Source organism: Rhizobium sp. AAP116, from assembly GCF_001295785.1.
In the GTDB taxonomy this organism is placed as follows: domain Bacteria; phylum Pseudomonadota; class Alphaproteobacteria; order Rhizobiales; family Rhizobiaceae; genus Allorhizobium.
In genome coordinates, this window is record NZ_LJIB01000043.1 from 275671 (window position 1) to 288218 (window position 12548).

Consider the following 12548-nt stretch of genomic DNA (forward strand, 5'->3'; position numbering starts at 1 on the left):
GCTCGGTTAAGCTCCCCGAAGGTTCGGGGAGTTTCATGTTTGATCTGGTGCATGTCTGGGTAATCCGGCAGCTCACGCTTGGCGAGTTTTCCTCGCGGCAGGCGGTGCTGTGGAAGGCCGTTGCCATGGCAGCCAAGATCGCCGTGTTTGCCTACGGCCTCAACGTCCTCAGTCACTTCATTCTCGTCGGTCTCGGGCTTCTGCCATATCCTCTGGGGCCGGCGCTGGTCGTCGCGACCATGCTGACGCCGCCCGTCTCCTTCATCGTCGCCGTGATTGCCTATTCGGTTGTCGGCCTTGCAATCTATGACCTTGGCGTATCGCGCCAGCGTTTCGAGACATTGAGCCGAACCGACATGCTGTCCGGTCTGATGAATCGTCGGGCATTCCTCGACACGTTCGAGGCCGCGCGTGGGCCGGTGGCTCTGATCCTGCTCGATATCGATCGTTTCAAGTTGGTCAATGACACTCTCGGTCACAAAGCGGGTGACGACGTCATCGTGCAAACGGCGAACTGCCTGACGAATGTCCTCGGCCCGGATGAGGCCATTGCCCGCATCGGCGGCGAGGAGTTTGCCGTCCTCTTGATCGGGCAGGGGACGGAGCGAGCGATGGAGATCGCCGAAGCGATCCGCGCATCTGTCGAAGGCATGGGTTTGGAAATTTCAGGGCGGCCTGTTTCGATTTCCGTGTCTGCCGGGGTCTCCGACGGCGTCGCCGAACTCGGCTTCAGCGAGCTGTTTTCAGGCGCCGACCGCGCCCTTTATCTCGCCAAGGCCAGCGGGCGGAACCGAATCGTGCATGCGAAAGATGTCCCTGTGGCACCTTTCGCGGCTCCGGTTTCTGACGATGGTCAATCCGCCGTGAACCTGTCGCGGCTCAGCGCCTGATTAATCTCATCCGTTAACTTTCTCTGTCTTTTCATCGGCTTCGTCCGATAACCTCAAGTCTTTGTTTGGCTTGCAGGGCAGGCGCTTTCGCGACCAAATTAACGAAAGTAAACGGTTCATTAACCTTAATGTTGTTCAACTGATCTGACAAAGCCGGATCAGTCGGTGCGATTGCCGGTCGAATTTTAGATTTTGCGAGGCGTAGATGAGTGGCAAGCATGTCGCGGTTTTGATGGGTGGATTGTCCTCCGAGCGGCCTGTGAGCTTGTCCTCTGGCAACGCCTGCGCTTCGGCTCTCGAGGGTGAGGGCTTCAAGGTCACGCGCGTTGATGTCGGTCGCGATATCGGTCGTGTTCTCGAAGATCTGAAGCCGGATGTCGCCTTCAATGCGCTGCATGGTCCCTATGGCGAAGATGGCACCATTCAGGGCGTGCTTGAATATCTCGAAATCCCCTACACCCATTCCGGCGTGCTTGCGTCGGCGCTTGCCATGGACAAAAAGCAGGCGAAGATCGTGGCTGCCCAGGCCGGTATTCCTGTCGCCGAAGCCATGGTCATCAACCGCTTCGACGTCGGCAATACGCATCCAATGGCGCCGCCCTATGTCGTGAAGCCGGTTCGTGAGGGGTCGAGCTTCGGTGTCGTCATCGTCCGTGAGGACATGGCGCACCCGCCGCAGATCCTGACGTCAAGTGAATGGCGTTACGGCGATCTCGTGATGGTCGAGCGTTATGTGGCGGGTCGCGAACTGACGTGCGGCGTGATGGATGGCAAGGTGCTCGGCGTCACCGAGATCGTGCCGCTCGGCAACAGCTTCTACGATTACGACTCCAAGTATGCGGCGGGTGGTTCGGAGCACGTGCTTCCTGCGCAAATTTCACCGAAAATTTACCAAAAAATACAATCATTAGCGCTGAAGGCACATCAGGCGCTCGGGTGTCGCGGAGTGAGTCGGTCCGACTTCCGCTATGACGATCGCTTCTCCGAGGATGGTGATCTGATTTGGCTGGAGCTTAACAACCAGCCGGGCATGACCCCCACTTCGTTGCTGCCTGAAATGGCTGCCCTTGCGGGCTACAGCTTTGGTGAATTCGTACGTTGGATGGTGGAGGACGCTTCTTGTTCTCGTTGAGCGGCAACAAATTGGTGGGTGGGTCCGGCGTGTATCCGGCTGCGCCGATTGCGTCGGGTGAGACGAAGGTGCTGCCGCGTCCGCTGCGCCGCCTGGTGCGATTTGTGCTTGCCTTGTGCTCGGGCCGTATCGCGCTGCCGCGCCATCTCGGTAAGGTCAGTCTGGTGGCGTTCTATGGTTTGGTCAGTCTGCATGGAACTGTGGTCGGTGGCCACGGCCCGATCGTCATGCAGACCGTTACGGCGTCGGCTGGTTTTGCGGTCGAAGATGTTCGGGTCTCCGGCAATCAGCATACGTCGGAAATCGATATCCTGCAGCTGCTCGGTCTTGATGGATCGACCAGCCTGCTCGGCCTCGACATTGCTGCTGCGCGCCAGGCGCTCTCCGAGCTTCCCTGGGTCGAATCGGCCGAGGTCCGCAAGGTCTATCCGTCGACCGTCGAAGTTGTTCTGCGTGAGCGTCAGGCCTATGGCATCTGGCAGCACGGTAATGATCTCTCGCTTATCGAGCGCTCTGGTTCGGTGATCGCGCCGCTGCGTGACAACAAGTTCGCTTCGCTTCCGCTCTTCGTCGGTCGCGATGCCGAAACCGCAGCTGCAGCCATCGATGAGGAGTTCTCCCGGTGGCCGGCAATTGCTTCGCGGGTGAAGGCATTCGTGCGTGTTGGTGGTCGTCGCTGGGATGTTCACCTGGAAAACGGAATTGTCGTTCGTCTGCCGGAAGAGAACGTCCCGGGTGCTCTCGCACTGCTAAATCGCTTTGACGCCGAGCAGCAGGTTCTGTCGCGCGACGTCGCCGTCGTTGATCTGCGTCTGCCCGATCGTGTCGCCGTTCGGCTGACCGTCGGCGCGCAGGAGCGCCGTACGGTTGCCCTCGAAGAGCGTCGCAAGGCTCTGAAGAAACTGGAGCAGAAGATATGAGCATCTTCGGTGGCTCTTCCTTTGGTTTTCCGCGCACCAAGCCGCTTTCGTCGAAGCGGGCGCATGTCGTTTCGGTGCTCGATATCGGCTCGACCAAGGTGGTTTGCATCATCGCGCGCCTCACACCGCGCCGCGAGTCTGCTGTCCTGCCGGGTCGTACGCACAATGTTGAGGTCATCGGTCTCGGTCATCAGCGCTCGCACGGCATCAAGTCCGGCGTGATTGCCGATCTGGACGCCGTTGAAAATGTCGTGCGCTTGGCCGTCGATGCTGCCGAGCGCATGGCAGGCCTCACTGTTGAGAGCCTGATTGTCAACGTTTCTGCCGGTCGCATCGGTTCCGACGTCTACACCGCGTCCATCGATCTCGGTGGGCAGGAAGTCGAATCCGGCGATCTGCGCAAGGTGCTGATCGCTGCCGGTCAGCAGTCCCAGGGCAATGACCGTGCCGTCCTGCATTCGCTGCCGACAGGCTTTTCTCTTGACGGAGAGCGGGGAATCCGTGATCCACTTGGAATGTATGGCGACGTTCTCGGCGTCGACATGCATGTGGTCACGGCCGAACGTGCAGCGCTTCGCAATCTGGAGCTTTGCATCAACAGGGCCCATCTGACCGTCGAGGGTGTGGTCGCCACGCCTTATGCCAGCGGCCTTGCGGCCCTGGTCGACGACGAAGTGGAGCTCGGTTGCGCGGCGATCGACATGGGCGGTGGCATGACCACCATCTCTGTCTTCGCCGAAGGCAAGCTGATCCATACGGACGCCATCGGGATTGGTGGTCACCATGTGACGACCGATCTGGCGCGCGGGCTTTCGACCCGTATCGAGGATGCAGAACGTCTTAAGGTCGTTCACGGTTCGGCTGTCGCCAACGGCGCCGACGATCGCGAGGTCGTGTCCGTGCCGCCGATCGGCGAAGACGATCGTGATCAGCCGACCCAGGTATCGAAGGCACTTGTGACCCGGATCATCAGCGCGCGGATCGAGGAAACCCTCGAGATGCTGCGCGACCGGATTCAGAAGTCGGGCTTCTCGCCGGTGGTTGGCAAGCGCGTGGTTCTGACCGGTGGTGCCTGCCAGCTCACCGGCATGCCGGAAGCGGCGCGCCGCATTCTGGCCCGTAACGTGCGTATCGGTCGTCCGATGGGTGTCTCCGGCCTCCCGGCCGCGGCCAAGGGACCGGCCTTCTCGACGGCCGTCGGGCTGACGATCTATCCGCAGATGGCGGATCAGGAAACACATGCCGGGCAGGGCGGGTTGTTCTCGCCCTTCGGCAACGGAAACAGCCGCTTCGCCCGCATGGGCCAATGGCTGAAAGAGAGTTTTTGAGTTTACCCGGCCGGACACAAGGTTCGGCCAAGGGAAATCTGTTGAAATGACATGGCCGGCTTGGCGATGCGGCCGGAAAAAGAAGGAACGGGTACCATGACCATCAAGCTGCAGAAGCCAGATATTACTGAGCTGAAGCCCCGCATCACCGTCTTCGGTGTCGGTGGCGGTGGCGGCAACGCCGTCAACAACATGATCACCGCTGGTCTGCAGGGCGTCGATTTCGTCGTTGCCAACACGGATGCCCAGGCGCTGACCATGACCAAGGCCGAGCGCATCATCCAGCTCGGCGTCAATGTCACCGAGGGTCTCGGCGCAGGATCGCAGCCGGAAGTCGGTCGCGCTGCCGCTGAAGAATGCATCGACGAGATCATCGACCATCTCAATGGTACCCACATGTGCTTCGTCACCGCCGGCATGGGCGGTGGTACCGGTACCGGTGCCGCTCCGGTTGTCGCCCAGGCTGCCCGCAACAAGGGTATCCTGACCGTCGGCGTCGTCACCAAGCCGTTCCACTTTGAAGGCGCGCGCCGCATGCGGCTTGCCGAATCCGGCATCGAGGAACTGCAGAAGTCGGTCGACACGCTGATCGTCATCCCGAACCAGAACCTGTTCCGCATTGCCAACGATCGCACCACCTTCGCCGACGCCTTCGCGATGGCCGACCAGGTGCTCTATTCCGGCGTTGCCTGCATCACCGACCTGATGGTCAAGGAAGGCCTGATCAACCTCGACTTCGCGGACGTTCGCTCCGTGATGCGCGAGATGGGCCGCGCGATGATGGGCACCGGCGAAGCATCGGGTGAAGGCCGCGCAATGCAGGCTGCCGAAGCCGCCATTGCCAACCCGCTGCTCGACGAAACTTCGATGAAGGGCGCTCAGGGCCTGTTGATCTCGATCACCGGCGGTCGTGATCTGACCCTGTTCGAAGTCGATGAAGCCGCGACCCGTATTCGCGAAGAAGTCGACCCGGACGCCAACATCATCCTCGGTGCCACCTTCGACGAAGCGCTCGAAGGCATCATCCGCGTGTCTGTCGTTGCCACTGGTATCGACCGTGCAGCACTTGCCTCCAAGGGCTTCGAAGCCGCTCCGCTGGCAAAGCCCCCTATGCGTCCCTCCGCGGCCGTTGCTCCGGCACCGGCCGCATATCAGCCTGCAATGACGCAGGCCCCCAAGCCGACCATGGATCCGGTCGCAGACACCATTCGTTCGGCTGAAGCAGCCATGGAACGTGAACTCGAAATCGCAACTGCCCGCCAGCCGATCATGAGCCAGCCGCAGCCCGCTTCGCAGCAGGAATTCCGTCCGGCAAGCCGCCTGTTCGCTTCGCCGGCTCCGGAAGCAGCTCCCGCTCCGCAGATGGTCCAGCCGGTTGCTCCGGCTCCCGTCATGAGCCAGCCGGCACCGGTGGTGCAGCAGCCCGCTCCGGTCATGCAGGCGCCGGTCGCTCCGGCACCTGTCATGACAGAGCCGCGCATGGCAGCTGAGCCCGTCCGCATGCCGAAGGTGGAAGACTTCCCGCCGGTGCTGCGCGCCGAGATCGACCACCGCGCCCAGCCGGCAGCACCCGCTGCCCAGGACGAGCGCGGCCCGATGGGTCTCTTAAAGCGGATAACCAATTCGCTCGGTCGTCAGGCTGACGAAGAGACTGTCATGGGTGACATGACCGGTTCTGCGCCGGCTGCTCCGTCGCAGCAGCGTCGTCCGCTGTCGGCCGAAGCCAGCCTCTACGCTCCGCGTCGTGGCCAGCTCGACGATCAGGGCCGTGCCACGCCGGCACGCGCCACCAGCGAAGACGATCAGCTTGAAATCCCTGCTTTCCTGCGTCGCCAGACGAGCTAAGGAAAGCACGACTCACCTTCGAGAGACCCGGGTCGAGAGGCCCGGGTTTTTTGCGTCTCACACTTTGTGACAACACGTCGAATTCTTGAGGATAATCAAGGGACTGCCTTCGTTACAAAGCGAAAGAATCAGTGATTTGGCTCACGTCCCGGTCACACGTATGTATGTGATCGAACACAGGGCCTATCAGCCCTTTGACAAGAGATTGCGACGGGAAGCAAACGATCCACCGCCTCGTCGCTTCATTTTAAGGCTATCGGAATGGCAATTGCTTTGCTCGGATTTCAGACCACGATCGCAGCGTCTCTCACGCTGACGGGTATCGGGGTTCATTCCGGCCGCGAGGTCTCCATCACCCTCCAGCCGGCTGAAGCCGGGACAGGTATCGTGTTCGTCCGCCAACACGATGACGGTTCTACCAGTGAGTATCGCGCAGTGTCTGCGCATGTCGGCAATACCGATCTCTGCACCGTGCTCGGCACCAATCCGGCGCGGTCCGTGGCCACGATCGAACATGTCATGGCCGCATTTTATGCGCTCGGTCTCGACAATGTCGTGGTCGAAGTCGATGGTGCTGAAATGCCGATCATGGATGGCAGTTCGGAAGTCTTCATTGATGCGATCGAACAGGTCGGCATCACGAATCTCGGGGTAAAGCGCCGCTACATTCGCGTCATCAAACCGGTTCGCATCGAGGCCGGTGCGTCCTGGTCCGAGTTCCGCCCCTATGACGGCACGCGTTTCGAGGTCGAAATCGACTTCGACAGCAAGCTGATTGGTCGACAGAAGTGGGAAGGCGACCTGACGGCCGAAACCTTCAAGACCGAATTGTCGCGCGCGCGCACCTTCGGCTTTATGCGCGATGTCGAGCGCCTCTGGGCTGCGGGCTTCGCACTGGGTTCTTCGCTTGAAAACTCGGTGGTCATCTCGGACGACGATACCGTGATCAATGTCGAAGGCCTGCGCTACGAGAAGGACGAGTTCGTCCGGCACAAGACGCTCGATGCCGTGGGTGACCTCGCTCTCGCCGGTGCACAGTTCATCGGCTGCTACCGCTCCTATCGCGGCGGTCACAAGATGAATGCGAATGCACTGAAGGCATTGCTCAGCGACCCGACCGCCTATGAGGTCGTGGAAGCGCCGAGCCGCAGCCACCAGGTTCGCGCCCGGGAATTCGTTCCGGTTCAGGTTTCGGAATTCGCGCCCTGGTCGGCGTAACTACAAGACAGGTCAATCAAAGTTCAACGCCGGCTTCTTCCTGAAGGCCGGCGTTTTGCTGAGCAGGCAAGGATAAAGGCAGAATGGCACTTTCTGGGTGCCCTGCCACAAAAATGCGTTAAAGTCACATCACTGCGTTGCCCTAGTGCCGCTTTTGTGGCTAGAAACGCCAGTTGAAGGCGACGGTTTTCAAGCGGCGCTGCAATCGGGATCTTTCGAATGAATCAAGTGGGATCGGTCGTTGTGAAGAATGCCGTGCGTATTGCGGGCCTGAGCGTGATGTTGTCTTTCGGCGCCGTGCTCGCGGGATGCCAAAGCGACCCTGATATCGACATCAGCAAGCTCGCTGCCGAGACCGAGCCGCCGGAAGTGCTCTACAATCAGGGCCTTGCCAACATCAAGGCTGGCAATATGAGCGAAGCGTCCCGCAAGTTTGACGCGGTCGACGCCCAGAACCCGTTCTCTGAATGGTCGCGCAAGGCACTCGTCATGAGCACCTTCACGAAGTACCGCCTTGGCCGCTATGCCGACGCGATTGCGACCGGCAACCGCTACCTGAGCCTCTATCCGAAGTCCGAGGATGCGGCTTACGCGCAGTATCTCGTCGGTCTGTCCTATTGGAAACAGATTTCCAACGTCACGCAGGATCAGCGCAATTCGGTCAAGACGATCGAAGCGATGCAGCGCGTCGTCAACGACTTCCCCGATTCGGAATATGTCGATGACGCACAGGCGAAGATGCGTTTCGCGCGTGACCAGCTCGCCGGCAAGGAAATGCAGGTTGGACGCTACTATCTGGAGCGGAAGGAATATCTTGCTGCCGTCTCGCGCTTCCGCGTCGTCGTCGAGCAGTATCCGAACACCAACCAGATCGAAGAAGCTCTCGCCCGTCTGGTCGAGTCCTACTATGCGATGGGCGTCGTTTCGGAAGCCCAGGCTGCGGCGGCCGTGCTCGGACACAACTATCCGGACAGCCAGTGGTATGCCGACAGCTATGCGCTGTTGCAGAGAGGCGGCCTTGAACCGCGTGAGAATTCCGGTTCGTGGATCACCCGCGCCGGTCGCAGGCTGCTGATCGGGACCTGACGGTCTTAAGTCACGAAGTGAGAAACTGAGCCTATGCTGGTCCAGCTGTCGATCCGCGATATCGTTCTGATCGAGCGGCTGGATCTTGCCTTCGAGACCGGTCTATCCGTGCTGACCGGTGAAACCGGCGCCGGCAAATCCATTCTTCTCGACAGCCTCTCGCTGGCCCTTGGGGGCCGCGGCGACGGCTCGCTCGTGCGCCATGGCGAGGACAAGGGGCAGGTCACTGCCGTCTTCGATGTCGGCGGTAGCCATCCGGCCCGGACACTGCTGAAGGGCAATGGCGTCGATGATGACGGCGACCTCATCTTCCGACGCGTCCAATCCGCCGATGGCCGCACCCGTGCCTACATCAATGATCAGCCGGTCAGCGTGCAGCTGATGCGCCAGGTCGGCCAGTTGCTGGTCGAGATCCATGGCCAGCACGACGATCGTGCGCTGATCGACACGAACGCCCACCGCATGCTGCTCGACGCCTTTGCCGGTCTGACCGACGAAGCGCTTGAACTCGGGGACAGCTATCGCCGCTGGCGTGAGGCCGAGCGGGCCTACAAGACCCACAAGGCGAAGGTTGAGGCGGCCGCACGCGAAGCCGATTACCTGCGGGCCTCCGTCGAGGAGCTGGAGGGTCTCTCGCCGCTTGATGGCGAGGAGGACGAGCTCGCCGAGCGGCGCTCCGCCATGCAGAAATCTGAACGCATCGCCGGCGATATCGCCGAGGCCTCCGAATTCCTGAATGGCAATGCCTCGCCAGTACCGCATATCGCATCCCTTATGCGCCGACTGGAGCGCAAGAGCCACGAGGCTCCCGGACTGCTGGAAGAGACCGTGCAGCTGCTTGGCACGGCCCTCGACACGCTGTCTGCAGCGCAGATGGAAGTCGAAGCCGCCTTGCGCCGCACGGAGTTCGATCCGCGCGAGCTGGAGCGCGTCGAGGAGCGTCTGTTTGCGCTTCGCGCGGCGGGCCGGAAATATTCGGTTGCCGTGACAGATCTCCCGGCACTTGCCGAAAAGATGGTGGCCGATCTCGCCGATCTCGATGCCGGAGAAGAGCGGCTTGGCCAGTTGGAGGCAGCCGTCCTCGAAACCCGGGCGCATTACGACCATCTGGCGCTGCAACTGTCCGGCAAACGGCAGAACGCCGCCCAGGCGCTTGCCGATGCCGTCATGCAGGAACTGCCGGCGTTGAAGCTTGAGCGTGCGCGCTTCATGGTCGAGGTCTCAGCCGACGCCGAGAACGCGACCGCGGACGGTATCGACACGGTCGAGTTCCACGTTCAGACCAACCCCGGCACGCGACCCGGCCCGATCATGAAAGTTGCCTCAGGCGGTGAGCTCTCCCGCTTCCTGCTGGCACTCAAGGTGGCGCTTGCGGATCGAGGCTCCGCGCCAACACTCGTGTTCGATGAGATCGACACGGGTGTCGGCGGTGCGGTGGCCGATGCCATCGGTCAGCGGCTGAAGCGCCTGTCTGCCAAGGTACAGGTGCTGTCCGTCACCCATGCGCCGCAGGTTGCGGCTCGCGCGTCGGCACATTTCCTCATCTCCAAGGGTCCGACCGGCGATGCGGGGGACAAGATCGCTACCCGGGTTGCCATCATGGAGCCGGAGCATCGGAAGGAAGAGATCGCCCGCATGCTTGCCGGCGCTTCCGTCACCGATGAGGCGCGGGCGGCAGCCGCCAAACTTCTTGCCGCCGGCGAGTGAGCCACATCCATCCGGCCGTGGTTGCCTTCCACCCTGAAACCTGTTTCGTTGCCGCATCATGATGGACCTGATCCAGATCTACTGGGCCGAAACCCTTGCCGTTCTGTCCGTCGTTTTCGGCACGGTGGCGGCCACCCATGCGGCGATGACGAAACGCGAGGTGCGCTCGGCGCTTGGCTGGGTCGGCATCATCATCCTGTCGCCGCTGGTGGGCGCAATGATCTACGCGGTCGCGGGGATCAACCGCATCCGGCGCGCAACGCTCATCTCCAGACGCGCGCTCGAACTCGACGAAATCTGGCGCAGCCTCTCGCTCTACAGCATCGACCGCGAAACCGTGGCCGCCCAGTTCGGCGACCGATTCGGACCGATGAAACTGCTCGGTGACAGGGTAACCCGGCATCCTCTGTCGTCGGGCAACCACATCGCGATGCTCTCGACCGGGGAGGAGACCTTCGATGCCATGTGCCAGGCAATCGAAGCCGCGCAACACAGCATCATCCTCGAAACCTACATCTTCGATCGCGATGTCGTCGGCCGACGCGTGGCCGACTGCCTGATCGCCGCGCATCAGCGTGGTGTCGCCGTCCGGGTGATCGTCGATGCCGTCGGTGCGCGTTACAGCGTACCCAGCATCATCGGCTATCTCGAAGAGGGGGGCGTTCCGGTCGCCGTCTTCAACGGGCAGGTCATCATGGGCCTGCGGCTGCCTTACGCCAATCTGCGGACGCACCGGAAAATCCTGGTGACGGACGGGACCACAGCTTTTGTCGGCGGCATGAATATCCGTGCGGGGTTTACCGGGCCGGATGGCGCGCGCGACACCCATTTTCGGGTGACCGGACCTGTTGTCGCCGACATTCTGGCGGTTGCTGCCGAAGACTGGCACTTCGAGACCGGTGAAGTGCTGCTGGGGCCGGAATGGGGCGTCCGGCTCGATGACGCGGTGCCGGGGGCAGGGACCGCTGTTCGGGCGGTGGTATCCGGCCCTGACACCCATATCGAGACGAATCATCGGCTTCTGCTCGGCGCGTTTTCCGTGGCCGAACGGTCGATCCGGATCGTCTCTCCATACTTTCTGCCCGACACGACATTTATTGCGGCACTGAACACGGCTGCCCGTCGGGGCGTTCAGGTGGACGTGATCGTGCCCTCGCAGAACAATCTGGCGATCGTTGCGCGTGCAATGATGGGGCAGTTCGACCAGATCCTGCGCGAAGGGTGCCGGGTGCATCTGGCGGATGGTCCATTCGATCATTCGAAGCTGATGGTCATCGATCGGCAATGGTGTTTCATTGGCTCCTCCAATCTCGATTCGCGTTCGCTGCGACTGAATTTCGAGATCGATCTTGAGGTCTATGATCGTGACCTTGCCGCGCAGATCGAAGACCGGATCGATCTCAGGCTGTCCAGCGCCGGGCAGGTCACTCTTGATACACTCCGCACACGATCTCTGCCCAATCGGATGATTGATCGCTTGTTCTGGCTCGGATCGCCCTATCTTTGATCGAGGACGGCGTTTAGTGCGTGGCCTCAACCGCAACCGGCCCCCGGCCCAACCGACGACGGATGCAACAGGTGTGATGAAGAAGACCAAGCCGAGCCTCGCCCGCACGATGGTGACATCCATTCGCAATCGCAGATGGCGTCCAGCGGAGCGGGTGGTCCAGGCACAGGTCGATGGTTCGTTGACCGTCGCTTCCTACAATGTGCACAAATGCGTCGGCACAGACGGCCGATTTGATCCCGAGCGCATTATCGACGTTATCAGGGAAATCGGTCCGGACGTGATCGCGCTGCAGGAGGCAGACCAGCGTTTCGGCGAGCGCTCCGGGCTTCTCGATCTCAATCGGCTGCGGCTGGAGACTGGCCTTCTGCCGGTACCGGTACTCACCGGGCCGAAGTCGCATGGATGGCGGGGCAATGTGCTGCTGTTTCGCGAAGGGATTGTGCGTGACGTGCATCAGGTGGCACTGCCCGGTCTTGAGCCGCGGGGCGCTCTGGTGGCGGAAATCGATATTGAAGGCCGGGCCGGGCTGCGGGTGATTGCGGCGCATCTCGGATTGTTGCGCTGGGCGCGCCGCCAGCAGGCGGATGTCATTCTCGATCTCTTGCAGAACCGCGCCGAGCGGGCCACGCTCTTGATGGGAGATTTCAACGAGTGGCGGCTGGGGCCCGGCTCGGCGCTCACACGGCTTGAGCCGGTTTTTGGGCCGTTACCGCCACCAATCCCGAGTTTTCCGGCTCGTCTGCCGGTTCTCTCGCTCGATCGGATCATGGCGAACCGGTCCGGCCTGATCGTCGATCTGACGGCCCATGATACACCTCTTGCCCGCCTTGCTTCCGATCATCTGCCGCTGACGGCAAGGCTCGATCTCAGCAAGGTGGAGGAGTGAGCGCACGCTCTTTTCATTCGCCGATT

At 61.4% G+C, this 12548-nt stretch carries 10 protein-coding genes; all 10 read left to right on the forward strand.

All coding sequences use genetic code 11. The annotated features are described in order from the left end of the window. Nucleotides 1-35: 35 nt before the first annotated feature. The 10 genes from IP85_RS21410 (at nucleotide 36) to IP85_RS21455 (ending at nucleotide 12522) form a co-directional block, all read left to right on the forward strand. Nucleotides 36-890, forward strand: coding sequence for a GGDEF domain-containing protein (locus IP85_RS21410; protein ID WP_054151680.1), 855 nt, complete (start codon nucleotides 36-38; stop codon nucleotides 888-890). Nucleotides 891-1095: 205 nt separating this feature from the next. After that, nucleotides 1096-2022, forward strand: a complete 927-nt coding sequence (locus tag IP85_RS21415) for a D-alanine--D-alanine ligase (RefSeq protein ID WP_054151681.1) — start codon at nucleotides 1096-1098, stop codon at nucleotides 2020-2022. Beyond that, nucleotides 2019-2942: a cell division protein FtsQ/DivIB gene (locus IP85_RS21420; RefSeq protein ID WP_156323042.1), complete on the forward strand. Its 924-nt coding sequence runs from the start codon at nucleotides 2019-2021 to the stop codon at nucleotides 2940-2942. The genes IP85_RS21415 and IP85_RS21420 overlap by 4 nt, the downstream gene beginning before the upstream one ends. After that, nucleotides 2939-4270, forward strand: a complete 1332-nt coding sequence (gene ftsA / locus IP85_RS21425) for a cell division protein FtsA (RefSeq protein WP_054151683.1) — start codon at nucleotides 2939-2941, stop codon at nucleotides 4268-4270. Before IP85_RS21420 ends, ftsA begins: the two co-directional genes overlap by 4 nt. A gap of 96 nt (nucleotides 4271-4366) precedes the next feature. Next, nucleotides 4367-6115 carry a cell division protein FtsZ gene (gene ftsZ, locus IP85_RS21430; protein ID WP_054151758.1) on the forward strand — a complete coding sequence of 583 codons (1749 nt, stop codon included), beginning with the start codon at nucleotides 4367-4369 and terminating at the stop codon, nucleotides 6113-6115. Nucleotides 6116-6376: 261 nt separating this feature from the next. Then, complete coding sequence (lpxC, locus tag IP85_RS21435; protein ID WP_054151684.1) at nucleotides 6377-7333, forward strand: UDP-3-O-acyl-N-acetylglucosamine deacetylase; 957 nt, start codon at nucleotides 6377-6379, stop codon at nucleotides 7331-7333. A gap of 219 nt (nucleotides 7334-7552) precedes the next feature. Beyond that, entirely contained in the window at nucleotides 7553-8419 is an 867-nt protein-coding gene (locus tag IP85_RS21440) for an outer membrane protein assembly factor BamD (RefSeq protein WP_054151685.1), read from the forward strand. Between the two features lie 33 nt (nucleotides 8420-8452). Further along, entirely contained in the window at nucleotides 8453-10126 is a 1674-nt protein-coding gene (gene recN / locus IP85_RS21445; RefSeq protein ID WP_054151686.1) for a DNA repair protein RecN, read from the forward strand. Nucleotides 10127-10184: 58 nt separating this feature from the next. Further along, the gene (locus IP85_RS21450; protein WP_054151687.1) at nucleotides 10185-11633 is read left to right on the forward strand and encodes a phospholipase D-like domain-containing protein; all 1449 of its coding nucleotides are present in this window, start codon (nucleotides 10185-10187) and stop codon (nucleotides 11631-11633) included. A 76-nt stretch (nucleotides 11634-11709) separates the two neighbouring features. Beyond that, nucleotides 11710-12522, forward strand: coding sequence for an endonuclease/exonuclease/phosphatase family protein (locus IP85_RS21455; protein WP_054151688.1), 813 nt, complete (start codon nucleotides 11710-11712; stop codon nucleotides 12520-12522). Nucleotides 12523-12548 lie beyond the last annotated feature (26 nt).